We start from the raw sequence: 18,240 nt of genomic DNA, 5'->3' as shown, positions 1-18,240 counted from the left end.
CTTTGCACAGTAAAATCGTTATCGTAGGGGGAGGAGCAGGCGGCCTGGAGCTGGCCTGCAAACTCAGCCGCAAGCTCGGCGCCGGCCAGGTCACCCTGGTCGACAGCCGGCTGTACCATATCTGGAAGCCTTCGCTGCATGAAGTGGCGGCCGGTACCCTGGACATTCATCAAGAGGGCCTGTCGTACCAGATGCTGGCGCATGACAATGGTTTTACCTATGTCTATGGTCCTTTGATCGGGCTCGACGCCGCGTCGAACAGCCTCACCGTGGGCGCCATCGCCACCGACAAGGATGAGCAGCTGCTGCCGCAGCGCACTGTCAGCTACGACCAGCTGGTGCTGGCCGTGGGCAGCACCTCGAATTACTTCGGCGTGCCCGGCGCCCAGGAAAACACGATTTCCCTGAATGCCACGGAAGATGCCGAACGTTTCCGGTTGACCCTGCTGAAACTGCTGGCCATGGCCGAGCAGCGCCAGGGCGACGCGGGCCACCCCGGTGTCGACATCGTCATCATCGGTGGCGGCGCCACGGGCGTGGAACTGGCGGCCGAATTGCGCGAAGCGAGCGGCGTGTATGCGGCATATGGTTTCCAGAATCTCAATGCCATCAAGGATGTGCGCATCACCCTGCTCGAAGGGGCGCCGCGCATCCTGGCGCCGCTGCCCGAGCGCGTGTCCATCGCCGCCTCGAAACTGCTGCATAAACATGGCATCACGGTGGTGACCGACACGCGCGTCACCACGATCGAAGCCGACAAGGTGACGGTGGCCAGCGGCACCAGCTATGCGGCCGACATCTGCGTGTGGGCCGCCGGCATCCGCGCGCCGGAATTCCTGTCCACTCTGGGGCTGCCGACCAACCGTGCCGGCCAGCTGGAAGTGACGGGCATGCTCAATGTGCAGGGCCACGCGAATATTTTCGCGCTCGGCGATTGCGCCGCCTGCACGGGGCCCGATGGCAAGCTGGTGCCGCCGCGCGCCCAGGCGGCCCACCAGCAAGCCGATTACCTGCTGAAAACGTTCCTGCTGCAAGCCAAGGGCAAGCCGCCGCAAACGAAGCCGTACGAATACCTGGACTACGGTTCGCTCGTGTCGTTTGGCCGCACCACCTCGGTCGGTACCCTGATGGGTTCCCTGAAGGGCCTGAGCTGGTTCGTCGAAGGGTTTGTTGCGCGCATGATGTATGTCAGCCTGCACCTGATGCACCACAATGCCGTGCTGGGCAGCGTGCGCACGGCCGTCATGGCCATGGGCCGTTTCCTGATCAAGCGCAGCACGCCGCAGGTCAAGCTGCACTAAGCCGTTGCCATCCCATCAAAAAGGGGCCTTGCGGCCCCTTTTTATTTGCCGCGCGCGATGGGCGCCGCTTCGCAGCGTCCCCGCGTCATGGGGAAATCGATGGTGGTGAGCTTGCCTTTCAAGGTGCCGGTGATGCTGGCATGCAGGATGCGCTCGCTGTCGTGGCGGTAGATGATGCGGCTCGGGAAGTCATTGTCCAGGTTGGCGAAGATGAATTCATTCGGCTTGTCCTGGCGCAGCAGATTGAAGATCACGGGCGGCTGGCCCGACGGCTGCACGATGTAGGCCAGCTGGCCCGGCTCCGTGAGGCGGATCTGCACGAATTCAAAGGCCGTTGTCTTGCCGCCCTTGACGGTGCGGCTGGTGCCGAGGATGGTGCCGCCGGCGGCCGTGCTCCATTGTTCGCCGGAGCCGGGCTCGGCGCCATCGACGTTCCAGCAGCCGGCCAGCCAGGCCAGCTTGTCCACGGTTTCCGGCGGCGGCACGGTGTTGTCGGCGGCCTGGGCGGCGCCCATGGCCAGCAGCGTTGCCAGCAAGGTCGTTGCGAGTCGTTGCATGCCATCTCCTGTCGTTGCGATGTTAGCGGTCACTAGGGCACGCCGGCGGCGCGCCTGCCCAGTGTAGCCGATGCTGGGCTGCACACGGCAAACACTTTATACTCGGGAAAGATGCCGACCGTCACTATCATCACGCCAAGGACAATCATGCACGATACTTCCACGCAGCCGCGCGGCGCCGCCAGGCCGGGCCAGTTCGACGACCGCTACATCAGTCTGAAAAGTCTGGGCCTGGACCCGGAGCAGCTCGATTTTTACCAGCTGCTGCTGGCCTGCAGGGCGAAGGGGGAAGCCGGGGAAAGCCTGCGGCAGGTCGCGCGTTTCCGCACGGATGGCTATGGCAAGTCCCGCTTCATCAGCAGCCTGGATGCGTTGCCGGCGCCGTTGGCCACGTTTCCCCTGTGGCGCGCCGAGCTTGACGGCTGGCCCGGCGAACTGGCGCGCGAGGACTTGCTGGCGCGGGCCTGTGTAGCGCTGGAGCAGCCGGTCGGCGTCTTCCTCGCCTCGACCGGCTGGCGCACGGCACTGCCCGACGTTTGGCAAACCCTGCTGGCGCTGGGATGGCGGCAGGCGGGTTCTCCGGCCGATGCCGCCCTGGCGGCGCAATTGACGGATGTGTTGCGTGTTGGACATTTCTTGCAGGTGCTGGAAGGCGATCGCGCCAGCCTGGCCGGGCATGGCGCGCGCCGCGATGTGCTGGGGGCGCAACTGCTGTTGCCGGAAGAGGGGATGCCGCTACCCCGTTGAGGCGGGCAGGGCGCCCGTTGCGGGAAATTATTCTTTTGGCGTAACGCGCGGCAAGACGACGGTCAGGGCCGTGCCGCCTTGCGGATTGGCCGTCAGGCTCAGGCTGCCGCCCAGGTAATGCACGCGCTCGCGCACGGAACGCAGACCGTGCTTGCTCATTTCGACGGGCTCGCTCTTCGGCAGCCCCACGCCGTCATCCTTGACGGTCATCATCAGCGCGTCCTCATTGTCGTCGATGATGATATCCACTTGCGTGGCGTGGGCGTGCGCGGCGATGTTGCCGAGCGCTTCTTCCAGGGTGCGCAGCAGGGCCACGCCCACGTTGCGCGGGCAAATCAATTCATCTTCGGGCAGGCTGCAGCGCACGGTGATCTTGTGCTGTTCGGCAAATTGCGCGGCCAGCTCGCCCAGCGCCACATTCACGCCGAGAAACTCGAGCTTGTCGTTCCACAGCTTCATCTGCATCTGGCGGTTGGTCTCGATCACATTCAGCAGCAATTGCTTCATGGTTGCCGCGCGGTCGAGCAAGGCGGCTTCCTGCGGCATCTTTTGCGTCAGCAGCGACAGGTGCATGGTCAGCGCCGTCAGCGAGGAGCCGAGGCTGTCGTGCAACTGGCGCGACAGGGCGCGCCGTTCATTGTCCCAGCTGGTGTTGACATGACCCAGCAACTCGCTGAGGTCGGCGGCGCGTTCCGCATCGGCCTGGGCCGCTTCCTTGTTCGGATCTGTTTGTGCGGACATAGCGCCCCGTGAATGGTGAAAGGTGAGGACCAAATTCAAGTTGTGGATCATACATGAGGATTTCATCGCGGGGCGCATGGATGGAAAATTTCTGTCTTTTCGGCAATTTTGATCTCCTTCCATCACTTTTATATGATAGGCAATATTATCGCTTTCGCCAGCGGGCAAAGTTCCCGTCGTTACGTACGGCTGCGCACATACCGGGACGCTGCGCGCTGCCATAGTGGGGCTGTGCATCCCCATGCAGCATAGCCGCCCCGCGGCGCAGGGCGCGATACAGGCCCGCTTACCGAAACGAAAGGACATGCCATGAATATCGATACCATCGTCGACAAGGAATACCTCGACAAAAGCTTCCGCGACATCGTCAATGCGCCCATCAGCGCCCTGCGCGGCGTCAGCGCGAAGGATGCGAAGGCCTTGCAGCAAGCGTTTGGCGTGAACACCGTGCGCGAACTGTCTAACCTCAATTTCGTCAAATGGGCCAGCGCGCTGGCCATCCTGGCCGATGAGGAGGGCATGAGCGGCGAAGAGCGGGCCAAGGAAGAATTGCTCGATGATGCCGTGGAAATGACGTTCCCTGCCAGCGACCCGATTTCCGTCGATGCCGGCATCACGCGCATCGAAGTGCCGCCCGAAACCGTCAATGCGCAAACGGATCACCAGCATGCGGGCCAGCATGAAGTGAGCGCTGGCAAGAAATAAAGCGTCCAAAGCAAAAAAACCGGCTGGCCGTGAGGCTTGCCGGTTTTTTTACGTGCCGCTCAGTAAAGAACTTCAGGCGATCGATGGGATGCTGCTTTTCTGCATGTTGACCTGCGAGGCGATCACTTCGTGCGGCGTGCAGCAAAAGCGGTTCTTGCCGGCGCGCTTGGCTTCATACAGGGCCGTGTCGGCCGCGCCCAGCAGGGATTCGACGGTGCTGGCGTCGTCCGGGTAGATGGCGATGCCGATGCTGGTCGACAGGCGCAGGGTCAGGTCGTTGATGAAATACGGCTCGGAAATGACTTCGATCAGCTTGGCGGCCGGTTCGCGCGCGTCGCCCTTGCCGGCCAGGTTGCCCAGCACGATGACGAATTCATCGCCGCCGATGCGCGCCACCGTGTCTTCCTTGCGCGATGCGCCCACCAGGCGGCCCGCCACCATTTTCAGGATATCGTCGCCATAGCCGTGGCCGTAGCTGTCGTTGATGGCCTTGAAGCCGTCCAGGTCCAGGTACAGGATGGCGGACTTGCCGCGGTTGCGGGCCGATTGCTGCAAGGTATGCTCGATGCGGTCTTCCAGCAGGCGTCGGTTCGGCAAGCCCGTCAGCGGATCGTGCAGCGCCAGTTCCTGCTGCTGCTTGCTGTATTGCGCCAGTTCCTTGTACAGCAGGCGCACTTCCAACATGTTGTGGATGCGTTTGTGCACTTCCATCAGGTCGAAGGGCTTGCTGATGAAGTCGCGCGCGCCCGCTTCCAGGGCGGCGATCTTGAAACTCGGCTGCGCCGTCAGGGCCAGCACGGGCAGGTAGCCGCCATGTTCGATTTCCTTCAAGCCTTTCATGACCTGGAAACCATTGAGTTCCGGCATTTGCAGATCCAGCAAGATCAGGTCGTAGCAATGCTCCTGGTGCAGGGGGCAGACCTGCGCCGGACGCATGGTGGCCGTGACATTGGTGTAGCCGGCATCGCGCAGGATTTCCAGCATCAGGTCGACATTGTCGGGTGAATCGTCAACGACCAAAATTTTGGCTTTCAAAATCTCATCTTGGCTGGGCATGTAGGGTCTCGGTTATACGGTCTATGCAACACTGGCTTCTACCGCAGCGAATAGGCTGGCGGCGCGGCTGACGGCGGTCGGATGATAGTAGCGCCTTGCAACAAGATAGGGCGCACAACAGCGCTTGAACTCGCTTCTGCCAATGACGGCAGCCAAGGTCGACGGTCTCCAGCCTGCCATGCAGGTGTGCTTCTGCATTTCAGTGTAGCAAACTTCAGCTTAGTTGCTTGTAGGACAGTGCCGCGTCTGAAAGTAGGAAGGCTAAACCACAAAATAGTTATTTTGTTCTGCACTATGTATTTCTTTGCATCATCTTTTTGCCGACTATCTTGCCGCCCTGGCGGCGCTGTTCAAGGCGGCGAGCCGGTCACGCGCGCCGCGGCCAGTTGCGCCACTGCCGCCACCAGTTCGGCCGGGTCGAGCGGTTTCGAGACCCAGTCCTGGAAGCCGCTGGCCAGCGCCCGCTGGCGATCCTGCGGTTGCGCAAACGCCGTCAGCGCCAGCGCGGGCAGCCGGGCCGCCTCAGGGGAGGCGTGCGCGCGGACTTGCGCCAGCAAGTCGAAACCGTCGGCATCGGGCATGCCGATGTCGCTGACCAGCACATCCGGGCGCACCTGGTCCAGCAGTTGCAGCGCTTGCGCCACGCTGCCGGCGCTGTGCACTTCGGCGTTGTTGTCGCGCAAGATACGCTCCGTCAGCTCGCGCGCATCGGCTTCGTCATCGACCAGCAGCACCGTGACGCCGCGCAAGTCATGGCTGGCGGACGGGACGCTGCCCGCCTGGCGCGCGGCAACGGCCGGCGTCCCCAGGGGCAGGCGCACGGTAAAGCTGGCGCCCTGCATGTCGCCGGCGCTGCTGACGGTGACTGTGCCGCCGTGCTGCTCCACCAGGTGCTTGACGATGGCCAGCCCCAGCCCCAGGCCGCCATGCCGGCGCGTGGTCGAGGCGTCGGCCTGGCGGAAGCGGTCGAATACGTGGGGCAGGAAATCTTTCTTGATGCCGACGCCGTTGTCGGCCACCGTGATGGCCAGGCGGGTCGCTTCGCGGTGCACGCCGATATCGACCCGCCCTCCTTGTGGCGTGAACTTCAAGGCATTCGACAGCAGGTTCCAGATCACTTGCTGGATGCGGCTGGGGTCACCCGTGATGCGGCCCGCATCGCTGGCGATATTGCTGTGGATGGCGATGTGCTTGGCGTCGGCCGCCGGGCGCAGGGTTTCGATGGCCGAGGCGATGATGCTGGCGGGCACGATGGTTTGCAGGTCGAGCAGCACCTTGTCGGAGGTGATGCGGCTCATGTCGAGCAAGTCTTCGATCAGCTGCGCCTGCGCGCGCGCATTGCGTTCGATGCTTTGCAAGCCGCGGTGCAGGTCGGCCTCGTCGCGCGTGCCGCGCCGCAGCACCTGGGCCCAGCCCAGGATGGCCGACAAGGGCGTGCGCAGTTCATGCGACAGGGTGGTGAGAAAATCGTCTTTCAGCTGGTTCGTGCGCTCGGCCTCGGCGCGCGCCTCGCGTTCGCTGTCGAGCAGCACCTTGCGCTCTTCCGCGGCGCGCGTGGCGGCCGCGTACAAGCGCGTATTGTCGAGCGCGACGGCGGCCTGGGCCGCGATGGCCGAAACGATGCGTTCGCTGCGCGCACTGAACATGCCCGCCTGCGGATGGCCGAGCAGCAAGCGCCCCAGCAACAGGCCCGAGCGCGAGCTGACGGGCAGGCTGAGGCAGCTGCGCAGCGGCGGCGCGCCGCCGGCGCTGGCGGCGGGCGCGGCCAGCAAGTCGTTCTGGCGCATGGCTGGTCCCTGGCGCAGTTCCGTGGCAATGGCATCGGCCTCGCACAGGCTGATGCCGTTGACGGCGCGCGCCGCGGGCAGCGGGGCGGCGCTGTCGTGGAGCTCGCCCGCATCGTCATAATACAAGGCGCCGAAGTGCGCGCCGCTGATGCGCGTGGCCGCATCGACGGTTTCCTGCAGCAGGGCTGGCAAGTCCAGGGTACCGGCCAGGGCCGCGCCCGTATTGTTGAGCAACTCCAGCACGCGCGTTTCATCGCGCAGGGCTTCCTGCGCGCGCTTGACCTGGTCGACATCGGTGCTCGTGCCAAACCAGCGCAGCAGCTGGCCGCCCCGGTCGCGCACGGGATTGGCGCGCGTCAGGAACCAGCGGAACTGGCCGTCGGCGCCGCGGATGGGGAATTCCATTTCGAAGGGCGTGCCATCGCGCAAGGCGGCCTTCCAGGCATGCAGCATGGGTGGCAGATGCTGCGCGTGATAGGCGATGCTCCAGCCATCGCCCGCCATCTGTTCGGCGCTGGTGCCCGTATAGTCGTGCCAGCGCTGGTTGTACCACGCAATGGTGCCGTCGAAGCCGGCGATCCAGGCCAGTTGCGGGATGGAATTGGCCAGCGCGCGCAAGTCTTCCTCGCTGTGGCGCAAGCTTTCTTCGCTGGCCTTGCGCTGGCTGATGTCCTGGATATACGTGGTCAAGCCATCGCTGGAAGGGAAGATGCGCACTTCCAGCCAGCGCCCCAGCGGCGTGTACAGCAGTTCGAAGCTGCCGCCGTGCTGTTGCGCCATGGCGCGCCGATACTGCGTTTCCAGTTCCGTGCCCAGCAGTTCCGGGCAGGCTTGCCACAGGCTGCTGCCGGCCAGGCTGGCGCCAGGCGGACGCTGCGGCGCCAGCATGTCGGTGCCGCGCGTATTGATATAGCGGATGCGCCAGTCGCGGTCGAGCAGGCAAAAGCCATCGGTGATGCCCTCCAGCAGGTTGGCCAGGCGCTCGTCGGATAGGCTCAGCGGCGCTGATGGGGGAAGCAGATCTTGCTCGCGGTCATGCTTGGCCATCGGAAATCCTGCAACAGTGAGTCTGCCGCACGGGCGCTTGCCCCGCCGGGCCGCCGCCGCTAAGCTCAGTTAAATGGAGCATGATGGAATTACCCGCCGTCATGAATTAGGGGAGGCACAAGCGCCCCTGCCTGAGTGGTATTGTAGCCCCAAGCGCCGCGCCGCCACCGCACGCTTGCGCGCCGCCTGCAGATAGCACTGGACAGGCTGGAAAGCAGTCCCTATAATCCCGCTTCTTTCGAGACAGCAACTTCTCGATTCGCTGGAAGCTCCTGTGAAAGCAGAAGTATCCATCGATAAAAAGGCGTGAGCTTTTTGGCAGTGAAAAGGTAGTCGATCATGCGGGGCGGTATTCTGCAAAATCAGCTAAGCGATTGAAAAATCGAACTTTTCAAAGCGAAATGAATACGCTATAATGTTTGCCTGCGCGGCTGTAGCTCAGCTGGATAGAGTACTTGGCTACGAACCAAGGGGTCGTGGGTTCAATTCCTGCCAGCCGCACCAGAATACTGAAAATCAGACTTTGCCTGGTTTTGTTGTAACAAGTTTCACCTCCATGCTGTTGATGGAATGTTGTAGAAGTTTTGCGGCTGTAGCTCAGCTGGATAGAGTACTTGGCTACGAACCAAGGGGTCGTGGGTTCAATTCCTGCCAGCCGCACCAGTATTGCCAAGATGAAGTTCGCTTCATGTTGATGAAAGTTTCAAGCTTCGCGCCGTCCGGCGAAGTGTGTCAGAGTTTGCGGCTGTAGCTCAGCTGGATAGAGTACTTGGCTACGAACCAAGGGGTCGTGGGTTCAATTCCTGCCAGCCGCACCAGTATCAGTAGTAGTGAAAAAAACCCGGAAAGTTCGCTTTCCGGGTTTTTTTTTCGTCCTGACGGGACGCGGGCAGGGTGCATGTTGGCGGCCTGGGCAATTGTGAAATATCCGCACGGCGCCCTTTGCCATTCTGCAAAGCCCTGCTATAATCTTGTCTTAGGCGGCTGTAGCTCAGCTGGATAGAGTACTTGGCTACGAACCAAGGGGTCGTGGGTTCAATTCCTGCCAGCCGCACCAGAATATTGGGGGTCAGATTGTAAAATCTGATCCCCTTTTTCGTTTCTGAATGGATTTATGCTGCGCCAGTGGCGCCACGCCGGTATTGCAGGCGAAACGCGCGCGGCGTGACTTGCCTGGCGGCGCGGAACTGGCGGTTGAAATGCGCGAGGTTGCGGTAGCCAGCCTCTTGCGCGATGACGGCGATGGCGAGATTGCTTTCGATCAGCTGTTGGCAGGCGCGGCCGATACGCAGCCGCGCCAGGTATTCGCCCGGCGTGCAGTGCGCATGGCGCTTGAAACAGCGGTGAAAGGCGCCCAGCGACAGGGCCGCCCGCTGCGCCAGCGTTTCCAGTGCGATCTCTTCCCGGAAATGCGCGTGCATGAAGTCAAACACGATTGCCATGCGCTTTTGCTGCCCATCGGGCATCGGCGCCTGCGCTGTTGACGCCAGCGGCTGCGCACCGCCATCGCCCGCCAGATCCAGCAGCACGTCGAGCAGCAGCGGCAAGCGCTGCGGTACGGGCAGCGCATTCAATTGCAGCAGTCTGGATGCGTTGCGCGCGCTCGTTGCCGGCGAAAAATGCAGGGCAGGGCCGGCGCGGCGCGCCAGTTGCCGGACGCCGTGCAACTCCGGAAAACAGGCCGCCAGCTGCTCCACCCATTCGAGGGAAAACCACACGACGACGGCCAGCATGGGCTGCGTGCCGTCGATGCGTTCGCTGGCCGACCACGTGTGCGGCAAATTCGGCCCCAGCAGCACCAGGTCACCCGGCTCGAAATCGCCCAGGTGGTCGCCGATGTAACGTTGTCCCCGCGCATTGACCGTCAAGGTCAGCTCGAACTGCGGGTGGTAGTGCCAGATGAAGGGAATGGCATCGAGTTCGCGCCACAGCAAGCCCCAGGAGTGGCCTGTCGGGATCGTGACTTGTTCGAATAAAGGCGTCATCGTGACGTTTTAAGGTAGTGGATAGTCAGGATAGTATCAGTATTGGTTGCTGCGCACCCATTTTACACGGCACTGCCGAAGCACAATCTGTCTCACACCAACACAGGAGACAGCGATGCAAGAAGACCGATATCAATACGGCGAAGACCGGCCCGGCAACCCGTCCGTGGCCTACACGGAACAAACCCAGTTGCGCGATATACAAAAACAGCTGCCCCTGCGCGTACTGTCCGACAGCGACTTTTTGCACTGGCAAACCTACGGTTACGTCATCGTCAAGGATGCGGTGCCGCCGGAACAGGTGCGCCGCACAACCGATTTCCTGTGGGAATTCCAGGGACTGGACCAACATGACCCCGCCACCTGGAACCGGGACCAGTTGCGCGACCACGCCATGAAAGAGCTCAACGGTTCCGGCATGGTCGAGGCCTACCACAACCAGACCCTGTGGGATAACCGCCAGACCCAGCGCGTGTATGACGCCTTTGTCGACATCTGGGACCGTCAGGATTTGTGGGTGACCATCGACCGCGCCAACCTGAACACGCCGAACAATGGCAAGCGCAAGTTTGGCGGCTTCATCCACTGGGATGCCGACACCACGCTCGACCCGCTGCCCGTCAACGTGCAAGGCGTGCTGGCCCTGTCCGACACCTCGCCCGAGAGCGGCGGTTTCCAGTGTTATCCAGAATTGTTCAACAATTTGCTGGCGTGGCGCAAGACGGTGCCGCTCGATCGCAACCCGTGGCAGCCAGACCTGGCGACGGTACCGTACCCGATGGAATTCATCGCCATGAAGAAAGGGGAGCTGCTGATCTTCAACAGCCTGCTGGCGCACGGCATCCGCCCGAACACATCGGCGGACCAGGTGCGCCTGGCGCAATATATTTCCTTCACGCCAGCGCAGGAAGACAATCAAGCCTTGCGCGACTGGCGCGTGCAAAGCTGGCGCGAGCGCAGCGCGCCGCAAGGCTATGCGTTTCCCGGCGACCCCGAGGAAAAGGAAAAGCTGCGCTATCCGCAGGCGCGGTTGACGGCGCTGGGCGAGCAAATCCTCGGCGCGCGCGACTGGTAAGTGTGGCGCGGGTTCCGATGGCATTGCCTGCCGGATAGACAATTGCAGGCAAATGCACGATCATGGTTCGACTTGCCATCGACCGAGGAAACGCATGAGTATCATCACCTGCATCGAAGACTTGCGCGTGCTGGCCCAGAAACGGGTGCCGCGCATGTTTTACGACTACGCCGATTCCGGCTCCTGGACGGAGTCGACGTACCGCGCCAACAACAGCGATTTCGCGAAGATCAAATTCCGCCAGCGCGTGGCCGTCAACCTGGAAAACCGCAGCCTGGCTTCGACCATGGTGGGGCAGCACGTATCGATGCCGGTGGCCCTGTCGCCCACGGGCTTGACGGGCATGCAGCATGCGGATGGCGAAATCCTCGCGGCCCAGGCGGCCGAGCGTTTCGGCGTGCCGTTCACGCTGTCGACCATGAGCATCTGCTCGATCGAAGACGTGGCGGCGAACACGACGAAACCGTTCTGGTTCCAGCTGTACGTGATGAAGGACCGCGAATTCATCAACCGCCTGATCGACCGCGCCAAGGCGGCCAAATGCGGCGCGCTGGTATTGACGCTCGATTTGCAGGTGCTGGGGCAGCGCCACAAGGACTTGCGCAACGGCCTGTCCGCGCCACCGAAATTGACGATTCCCAACATCATCAACATGGCCACCAAGCCGCGCTGGGTGGCGGGCATGCTGGGCACGAAGCGGCGCGGCTTCGGCAACATCGTCGGCCATGCCACGTCCGTGTCGGACATGTCGTCCCTGTCGGCCTGGACGCAGCAGCAGTTCGACCTGAGCCTGTCGTGGGCGGACGTGGAATGGATCAAGCAGCGCTGGGGCGGGAAATTGATCATCAAGGGCATCATGGACCCGGAAGACGCGCGCCTGGCCGTGGCAAGCGGCGCCGACGCGCTGATCGTCTCGAACCACGGCGGGCGCCAGCTCGATGGCGCGCAATCGTCGATCGAAGCCTTGCCCGCCATCGTCGACGCCGTCGGCAGCCAGATCGAAGTGCACATGGACGGCGGCATCCGCTCGGGCCAGGACGTGCTCAAGGCCGTGGCCCTGGGCGCGAAAGGCGTGTACATCGGCCGCCCCTTCCTGTATGGCCTGGGCGCCATGGGAGGTCCTGGCGTCACCAAATGCCTGGACATCATCCGCAACGAACTCGATTTGACGATGGCCTTTTGCGGCTTGCGCGACCTGCAGCAGGTGGACAAGAAGATCTTGCTGCCGGGGACGTTTTAAGCGGCAATCCGCACGATATCAAAGCCTTCCGACGCCTGTGGCGCCACGAAGTGGCGCGTGATGGCGTCAAACTCGGCGTCGCTGGTGGAGAACGGGTGCAGCCCGCTGGCATTGCGCTGGCGCAAGCGCGCCTTGCATTCCTCGTCCGGCACGTCCAAGTAATGCAGCACGTGCGGCGTGCCCGCCTGCTGGAACAGTTCGCGCATCCAGGCACGGCTGGCGGGCGTATTCGCGGGGAAATCGAGCACGACGGACACGCCCGCCTGCAGCATCTGCAGGGCCAAAGGGGCGATGGCCGCGCGCAGCAGCGCAGCGCAAGCCGCGTAGTCGGCCAGGCTGGCGATCTGGCCCGGATACAGCTGCGCCAGCAAGCTGTCTTCGCTGATGCGCACGGTGTGTGGCGCGCTGGCCAGCCGGGCGGTCAGGGTGGATTTGCCCGAGGCAATTTTGCCGCACACAAGGTGCAGGGTGGCGGTAACGCTGGTGCGGGGAGTGGGTTGCATGGTCGCTCGCTAAAAAAGACATAAAGCCTGCGAGACGTCTTGACCAGTTGCTGCAAATCAAAGCCGCCTCTCAGGCGGCTTTGGCAATCTCAGTCCTGCCAAGCCACCATCGTTGGAATGGCGGCAATAATCGATGGCAGGGGCGGGAATGGCGATTGCATGACTGAACGATGCCATGGAATGGCTGGCGCTGTCAATTGCCGATGCGCGTCCATGGCTCGCGGAACGTGGCCGCATCGAGCGGCCGCGCATGCGGGTCGTCGGGCTGGAACAGGCCGCCGATCAGCATATCCTGGATGGCGCCCGTGAAACCGCCGTACGCGGCGCGGCCCCACTGGCGTTGCGTGCAGGCGAAGAGGACGGCGTCTTGCTGCGCCGCCAGCTGCGTCAAGGAGTGCCGCAAGGTGGCGCTCGCTTCCGGCCCCATGTCCGTGGCGATGGCGCACACCAGGCGCTGGCCAAATTGCAAGGGCTTGCCTGCTCGTCCCAGCAGCGATTCGTTGGCCAGGGCGAGGAACACATCGGGCGCCTGGTCGTCCTTTTCGCAAATGGTCCAGGTGGGCGCCCACGCTTCCAGGCTCATGAAGCGGGCGTCGCGTGTTTCCGGCGTATGCGTCCACTTGGCGTGTGACTTGTCGTCCCAGCCCAGGCGGCCATAGGGAATCGGCTTGCCCTTGGGATTGTATTGATGACTGCGCACGCCGGGCTTGCCCCTCGCGCTTGCCTGCGCCATGAGCCCATCGAGGCTGGCGGCAAATGGCATCCATTGCGCCGCATCCCACAGCGGCGCCGCAGCGGGCGCGGCCAGCAGCAGGAATACTTCGTAATCACGTGAAAAAAACGCCATGCAGCTTCCTCGGCAAGTGGATGGAAAAATGTGTCGCAATATTATAGTTGCGCTTGCGACAGGACGGCGCGCTGGCTGGGACGCAGCAGGTAGACGCCGTACAGGCACAGGGGCAGCACGGCCAGCAGGGCGACATACGGCAGGATCGACGCGCCGTCTTCGGCCGGGTTGGGCAAGGTGGCCGTCACCAGCGCGTAGTCCCACAAGCCATGCACGAGCACCATGGGCCAGATGGAGCGGGTGCGCAGGCGAATCGCGGCATAGCCGACGCCTTGCAGGGTGGCGGCCACGGCTTGCCACAGGGCGCCGCTGACGTCGCCAGTGGCCAGGCCGTTGGCCGTATGGGCCAGGCCGAACAGTGCCGAGGACATCAGGACGGCGGGCCAGACGGCGTAGCGCTCCAGCATGCCTTGCAGCAAGATGGCGCGGAACATCAGCTCTTCCGAGACGGCCACCAGGGCCGCATTGCAAGCGACGATCAGCAGCACGCGCGGCTGCGGCCAGCCGCCGGCCCAGGCCAGCAACAGCATCAGCAGCGCATACAGCAGGGGCGGCCAGACGAGCCACAGCGTTTTCCATGGCTGCGGCGCACCCAGGCCCGCCGCGCGGCGCCGGCTTGAGGCCAGCAGCAGCGCCAGCGCGAACAGGGCGGCCAGCGCCCACGACAGGCCGATGCGGCCGGTGACGGCGGCGCCCGGCAAGGCGTAGCCGGCCGCTTCCAGCCAGCGGCCGCCCAGGCTCAAGCCCAGCCAGATGGCCAGTGCGATGAGGGAGACGGGCATGGTGAGGGCGATTCTAGGGAAGGGCATGGTTGGCTTCGGTGTTGGCCGCGTCGGTTACTGCGTACATGGGCGAATCATGAAGTTGCATCAATGATATGGTGAAAAATATTGCCATAGTACATTAAAAGCATCGTCACAAAATTGCCACATCGTTATAGTTGCATGGAATAATAAGCATTCGTCCGTTTGCCGCCAGACTGGAGCGCCATGACCTACAGCAAGACCATCACCACTGAACGATTGATCCTGCGCAAGCCGCAACCATCGGATGAGGCGGCGCAATTCGCCATGCATTCCGACCCCGAAGTGATGCGCTATTTCAGCGAACCACCATGGACCGATGCCAGCCGCGCCGCGCGCCAGATTGCCGAGGACATCGCCGCTTTCGAGAAAGAGGAATTCTTCCGCTTCGCCGTCGAGCTGAAGGCGACGGGCGAATACCTGGGCAGCTGCAGCCTGTTTTCCGAGCACCGCCAGAACCGCCGCGCCGAGATCGGCTACGCGCTGGGCCGTCCGTACTGGGGCAACGGTTATATGCACGAAGCGCTGTCGGCGCTGCTGGAATTTGCCTTCATCGAGCGCGACCTGAACCGCCTGGAAGCCGACATCGACCCGCACAACGCCGGTTCGGCCAGCGCCCTGGAACGCCAGGGTTTCAACAAGGAAGGTTTTCTGCCCGAACGCTGGATCGTCGGCGGCCAGGTCAGCGATTCGGCCCTGTACGGCTTGCTGCGCCGCGAGTGGGAAGCGCGGCGCCTGCTGGAGGAATAAACATGCGAGAGCACAGGACTGCGCGCTGGTCGTCCCCTGCGATCGTGGCGCTGGCCATCATTGCGACGATCAGCGTGTATGTGCTGGCTGCTTATCTGTCGCGCTTTTTCCCCTCGGAGCAGGAGATGTGCACCGCCACGTGCGCGAAGGAGAACCAGGTCGGCTATCTGGAGTATCTCCATAGCGCGCAGCAAACGGCGGGAATGAGAGATAAGGGGTCGACACAATGCAAGTGCCGCTGAGGCACAGACAGGATCAGGAGTCATGAGTAAGACGATGCAAGAAATCGATGTCTTCCAGCAAGCGTTGGGCCACACCTTGCCAGCGTACTATTTGGCTTTTCTCAAGGACTGGCACGAAGACATGCGCGGCGAACAGGTATTGCTGTACGGCGCAGAGAGCTTGCTGGAACGCAACGAAACTTATGACACGCAGCAATCCTGTCCTGGCTATATGACCATCGGCGACGACAGCGGCGGACGCGCCGTCATGCTGGCGCTCGATGGCGCTGAGCGCGCCGTCTACCTGGTGGGGCATGGCTCGATGCAGCGCGATGATTTCGAGCTGGCCGCCGATGATTTCGCATCCTGGCTGGCCGCCGATTGCCCGCTTGACTAAAAAGGATGCAAGGCGATGAAAGCTGCTGATTTACCCGCTTCAGACCATCCGCTGGTGACTTTGCGTCCGCTGGAACGTAGCGACGCGCCCGCCTGGTATGCCTATCTGGCCGACCCTGCCGTCGTGGAGCACACCAGCTGGAACTTGCGTTGCGTCGACGATCTGCAGGCCAATTTTGATGACTACGCATCGGCAGAGGCGTCTTCGTCCATACGGCTGGCTGTCGTGCTGCGCGAAGGTGGCCAGTTGGTGGGCACGATCGGCTTCAACGCCATTTCTCCGCAGCACCGCACGGCGGAGATCGCCTATGACCTGGCCCCAGCTGTATGGGGGCAGGGCGTGGCCACGTCCATCGCCGCGTCGGTCGTGGACTGGGGCTTCCAGCGCCTTGGTTTTCTGCGCATCCAGGCCACTGTGTTGGAAAGCAATGAACGTTCGATCCGCGTGCTCGAACGCTGCGCTTTCGAGCGGGAGGGCTATCTGCGCTGTTACCGGCAAGTTCGCGGAAGATCCGGCAATTTCTGGCTGTATGCGCGCATTGCCGGCGTGCGATGAACAAGCTACCCTTGAGTATCTTGCTGGTGGAAGACCACCTGGCCATCGCGCGCCAGGTGCTCGACTTTCTCGACGGCTTGCGCTGGCAGACGGACCATGCGGGCACGGGCGCGCTGGCCGTGCAATTGGCCACGTGCAACAGCTATGACGTGGTGCTGCTGGACCTGAACTTGCCCGACATGGATGGCTTGCAAGTATGCCGCGCCATCAAGGCGGCCGCTCCCAGCAATGTGCCGATTTTGATGCTGACGGCGCGCGACGCGTATGAAGACAAGGCGCGCGGTTTTCGCGACGGCGCCGACGATTACCTGACCAAACCGTTCGACCTGCGCGAGGTGGCTTTGCGCTGCGAAGCGCTGGCGCGCCGGCAGCAGTTGCACGTGCACCAGGAAATACGCGTGGGGCCATTCACCTTGCAGACGCGCGCAGGGCGCGCCCTGTATGGCGATGTATCCCTGCCGCTGACGCAGACGGGTTTTAAAATCTTGCTGCTGCTGTGCCGCGAACATCCGCATGCCGTGTCGCGCTCGGCCTTGCTGCAGCAACTGTGGGGCAGTCAGCCACCCGACAGCGACGCCCTCAAATCGCACATCTATGCGCTGCGCAAGCAGCTGGAGCTGGTTGGCGGGGCGGGCATGCTGGTGACCATACCGCAGCTGGGCTACCGCCTGGCCTTCGATGCTGCGGCGTCTGCATGAGCAAGTCGATCCGGCAGCGCCTGTTCGCCGCCCTGGCCGGCTTCGCCGTCCTGCTGTGCCTGTGCTACACGGGCATGGCGCTGGTGATCGCCTACGTGACGGAAGACATGCTGGTGCAGCGCCTGCTCGAGCGCGAAGCGGCGGCCGTCAGCATGCGCTGGCAGCAGCACGGCAAGCTTACGCCTTCCGGCAGCGACCTCATCACGGTTTATGGCAGTTACCTTGACTTGCCTCAAGCGGTGCGCGCGCAAGTGCCGCAGTCTGCCCCGCGCGGCGAAGTGTTTACCACGACGGGCCAGCATTATCATGTCTTGGCGCTCGATGTCCTTGCCGGCGGCAAGCCGGCCCGCTGCTATCTGCTGGCCGACGTGGCACCAGTGCTGGTGGTGTCGCGCCTGGCGCGGGAAGTAGGCGGTGTCGTGGCTGGCGTGGCGCTGGCGCTGATCGCCCTGGCCTTGCTGCTGGCATACTGGCTTGCGCGGCGCCTCGTGCTGCCCTTGCAGCGTCTGGCCCAGGAAGCGCGCCAGCTGGCGCCCGGCAGCGCCGTCCATTTCAGCGAGCGCGACCGCCCCGACGAGATCGGTTTCCTGGCGCGCCGCCTGGAAACCACTTTTGCCGAACTGCAGTCGGTCTTGCGGCGCGAACAGGCATTCACCCGCGACGTCAGCCATGAATTGCGCACGCCGCTCACCCTGATGCATAACACCCTGGCGCTGGCGAATGCGCAGCCCCTGGGCGGGCAGGAGCAGGCGCAGCTGCGGCAATCCACGGACGAGATGCGCGCCACCATCGACGTGCTGTTCGCGCTGGCGCGGGCGGAACAGCTATCGGGTGTAGTGGTGGAGTTGCGCGCCTGCATCGAGCAATGCCTGCTGCGCCTGCTCGACGAACATCGCTGGGATGCCAGCCTGCTGACCCTGGACTTGCCCGAGCGGCTGGAGGTGTTTGGCAACCCGCAACTGCTCATGTTGCTGATCAATAATTGCCTGGCGAATGCCCTGTTCCATGGCGGCCCCGACTGCCGCATCAGCATTGCGTTCGCGCAAGGCCGCCTGAACATCGTCAATACCGTGCAGGCAGGGCATCCACGGCGCATCCACGGTTTCGCGCATGGCCAGAACCTGCTGCTGCGCCTGGCAAAAGCCATGCAATGGGACATTGTTTTCCACCCCGGCGCGACGCAGTACCGTGTCGCCATCCTTCCCGCCCAGGCGCCATAAAAGAA

The 18,240-nt window shown here is 63.1% G+C and carries 18 protein-coding genes and 4 tRNA genes; 14 read left to right on the top strand and 8 right to left on the bottom strand.

Features of this window, described 5'->3' with window-relative positions:
• Window positions 1-2: 2 nt before the first annotated feature.
• Window positions 3-1,301 carry an NAD(P)/FAD-dependent oxidoreductase gene (locus tag BLT98_RS05595; RefSeq protein WP_034783085.1) on the top strand — a complete coding sequence of 433 codons (1,299 nt, stop codon included), beginning with the start codon at window positions 3-5 and terminating at the stop codon, window positions 1,299-1,301.
• A 41-nt stretch (window positions 1,302-1,342) separates the two neighbouring features.
• Here the strand turns inward: BLT98_RS05595 and BLT98_RS05590 are convergent, their stop codons facing one another.
• On the bottom strand, window positions 1,343-1,858 hold the full coding sequence (locus BLT98_RS05590; RefSeq protein ID WP_139179116.1) for a DUF6265 family protein: 516 nt from the start codon (window positions 1,856-1,858) through the stop codon (window positions 1,343-1,345).
• A gap of 147 nt (window positions 1,859-2,005) precedes the next feature.
• Here BLT98_RS05590 and BLT98_RS05585 point away from each other — a divergent pair, with 147 nt between their 5' ends.
• Window positions 2,006-2,605, top strand: a complete 600-nt coding sequence (locus BLT98_RS05585) for a hypothetical protein (protein ID WP_092605830.1) — start codon at window positions 2,006-2,008, stop codon at window positions 2,603-2,605.
• Window positions 2,606-2,632: 27 nt separating this feature from the next.
• Here BLT98_RS05585 and BLT98_RS05580 read toward each other — a convergent pair whose 3' ends face one another.
• Window positions 2,633-3,346: a sensor histidine kinase gene (locus BLT98_RS05580; protein WP_034783087.1), complete on the bottom strand. Its 714-nt coding sequence runs from the start codon at window positions 3,344-3,346 to the stop codon at window positions 2,633-2,635.
• Window positions 3,347-3,655: 309 nt separating this feature from the next.
• Here BLT98_RS05580 and BLT98_RS05575 point away from each other — a divergent pair, with 309 nt between their 5' ends.
• Window positions 3,656-4,051, top strand: a complete 396-nt coding sequence (locus BLT98_RS05575; protein WP_034783088.1) for a hypothetical protein — start codon at window positions 3,656-3,658, stop codon at window positions 4,049-4,051.
• A gap of 72 nt (window positions 4,052-4,123) precedes the next feature.
• Here BLT98_RS05575 and BLT98_RS05570 read toward each other — a convergent pair whose 3' ends face one another.
• Both BLT98_RS05570 and BLT98_RS05565 read right to left on the bottom strand, forming a co-directional pair.
• Window positions 4,124-5,107: a GGDEF domain-containing response regulator gene (locus BLT98_RS05570; RefSeq protein ID WP_070256637.1), complete on the bottom strand. Its 984-nt coding sequence runs from the start codon at window positions 5,105-5,107 to the stop codon at window positions 4,124-4,126.
• A 350-nt stretch (window positions 5,108-5,457) separates the two neighbouring features.
• Window positions 5,458-7,941 (bottom strand): hybrid sensor histidine kinase/response regulator, encoded by a 2,484-nt coding sequence (locus BLT98_RS05565; RefSeq protein WP_092605828.1) that lies wholly within the window; start codon window positions 7,939-7,941, stop codon window positions 5,458-5,460.
• A 427-nt stretch (window positions 7,942-8,368) separates the two neighbouring features.
• Between BLT98_RS05565 and BLT98_RS05560 the strand changes: the two genes are divergently transcribed.
• From BLT98_RS05560 to BLT98_RS05545, 4 genes are all read left to right on the top strand, one after another.
• Window positions 8,369-8,445 (top strand) — tRNA-Arg (locus BLT98_RS05560).
• Between the two features lie 82 nt (window positions 8,446-8,527).
• Window positions 8,528-8,604: transfer RNA gene (locus BLT98_RS05555), tRNA-Arg, on the top strand.
• Window positions 8,605-8,682: 78 nt separating this feature from the next.
• A tRNA-Arg gene (locus tag BLT98_RS05550) sits at window positions 8,683-8,759 on the top strand.
• Between the two features lie 162 nt (window positions 8,760-8,921).
• A tRNA-Arg gene (locus BLT98_RS05545) sits at window positions 8,922-8,998 on the top strand.
• A 55-nt stretch (window positions 8,999-9,053) separates the two neighbouring features.
• On the opposite strand, the gene BLT98_RS05540 is transcribed toward BLT98_RS05545, so the two are convergent.
• Complete coding sequence (locus tag BLT98_RS05540; RefSeq protein WP_092605826.1) at window positions 9,054-9,926, bottom strand: helix-turn-helix domain-containing protein; 873 nt, start codon at window positions 9,924-9,926, stop codon at window positions 9,054-9,056.
• A 115-nt stretch (window positions 9,927-10,041) separates the two neighbouring features.
• Between BLT98_RS05540 and BLT98_RS05535 the strand changes: the two genes are divergently transcribed.
• Together BLT98_RS05535 and BLT98_RS05530 are read left to right on the top strand one after the other, a co-directional pair.
• The gene (locus tag BLT98_RS05535) at window positions 10,042-11,001 is read left to right on the top strand and encodes a phytanoyl-CoA dioxygenase family protein (protein ID WP_092605824.1); all 960 of its coding nucleotides are present in this window, start codon (window positions 10,042-10,044) and stop codon (window positions 10,999-11,001) included.
• A 94-nt stretch (window positions 11,002-11,095) separates the two neighbouring features.
• Entirely contained in the window at window positions 11,096-12,241 is a 1,146-nt protein-coding gene (locus BLT98_RS05530; RefSeq protein WP_092605822.1) for an alpha-hydroxy acid oxidase, read from the top strand.
• On the opposite strand, the gene BLT98_RS05525 is transcribed toward BLT98_RS05530, so the two are convergent.
• From BLT98_RS05525 to BLT98_RS05515, 3 genes are all read right to left on the bottom strand, one after another.
• Window positions 12,238-12,744, bottom strand: coding sequence for a P-loop nucleotide/nucleoside kinase family protein (locus BLT98_RS05525; RefSeq protein WP_092605820.1), 507 nt, complete (start codon window positions 12,742-12,744; stop codon window positions 12,238-12,240). The two genes, BLT98_RS05530 and BLT98_RS05525, sit on opposite strands and share 4 nt — an antisense overlap.
• Before the next feature lie 193 nt (window positions 12,745-12,937).
• Window positions 12,938-13,591 (bottom strand): hypothetical protein, encoded by a 654-nt coding sequence (locus BLT98_RS05520; protein WP_092605818.1) that lies wholly within the window; start codon window positions 13,589-13,591, stop codon window positions 12,938-12,940.
• 41 nt (window positions 13,592-13,632) lie between these two features.
• The gene (locus BLT98_RS05515; RefSeq protein ID WP_092605816.1) at window positions 13,633-14,400 is read right to left on the bottom strand and encodes a CPBP family intramembrane glutamic endopeptidase; all 768 of its coding nucleotides are present in this window, start codon (window positions 14,398-14,400) and stop codon (window positions 13,633-13,635) included.
• Window positions 14,401-14,580: 180 nt separating this feature from the next.
• Here BLT98_RS05515 and BLT98_RS05510 point away from each other — a divergent pair, with 180 nt between their 5' ends.
• The 5 genes from BLT98_RS05510 (at window position 14,581) to BLT98_RS05485 (ending at window position 18,235) form a co-directional block, all read left to right on the top strand.
• A complete protein-coding gene (locus BLT98_RS05510; RefSeq protein ID WP_092605814.1) occupies window positions 14,581-15,144 on the top strand; it encodes a GNAT family N-acetyltransferase in 564 nt (187 codons plus the stop codon).
• Window positions 15,145-15,408: 264 nt separating this feature from the next.
• Window positions 15,409-15,762, top strand: coding sequence for an SMI1/KNR4 family protein (locus BLT98_RS05500; protein ID WP_139179113.1), 354 nt, complete (start codon window positions 15,409-15,411; stop codon window positions 15,760-15,762).
• Between the two features lie 15 nt (window positions 15,763-15,777).
• Window positions 15,778-16,317: a GNAT family N-acetyltransferase gene (locus tag BLT98_RS05495; protein ID WP_092605808.1), complete on the top strand. Its 540-nt coding sequence runs from the start codon at window positions 15,778-15,780 to the stop codon at window positions 16,315-16,317.
• Complete coding sequence (locus tag BLT98_RS05490) at window positions 16,314-17,015, top strand: response regulator transcription factor (RefSeq protein WP_092605806.1); 702 nt, start codon at window positions 16,314-16,316, stop codon at window positions 17,013-17,015. The genes BLT98_RS05495 and BLT98_RS05490 overlap by 4 nt, the downstream gene beginning before the upstream one ends.
• The gene (locus tag BLT98_RS05485) at window positions 17,012-18,235 is read left to right on the top strand and encodes a sensor histidine kinase (RefSeq protein WP_092605804.1); all 1,224 of its coding nucleotides are present in this window, start codon (window positions 17,012-17,014) and stop codon (window positions 18,233-18,235) included. Before BLT98_RS05490 ends, BLT98_RS05485 begins: the two co-directional genes overlap by 4 nt.
• Window positions 18,236-18,240 lie beyond the last annotated feature (5 nt).

The sequence above is a fragment of the Janthinobacterium sp. YR213 genome, from assembly GCF_900099875.1.
In the GTDB taxonomy this organism is placed as follows: domain Bacteria; phylum Pseudomonadota; class Gammaproteobacteria; order Burkholderiales; family Burkholderiaceae_D; genus Janthinobacterium; species Janthinobacterium lividum.
Note: the sequence above shows the minus strand (reverse complement) of the source record. Positions and strands in the feature narration are given on the sequence as shown.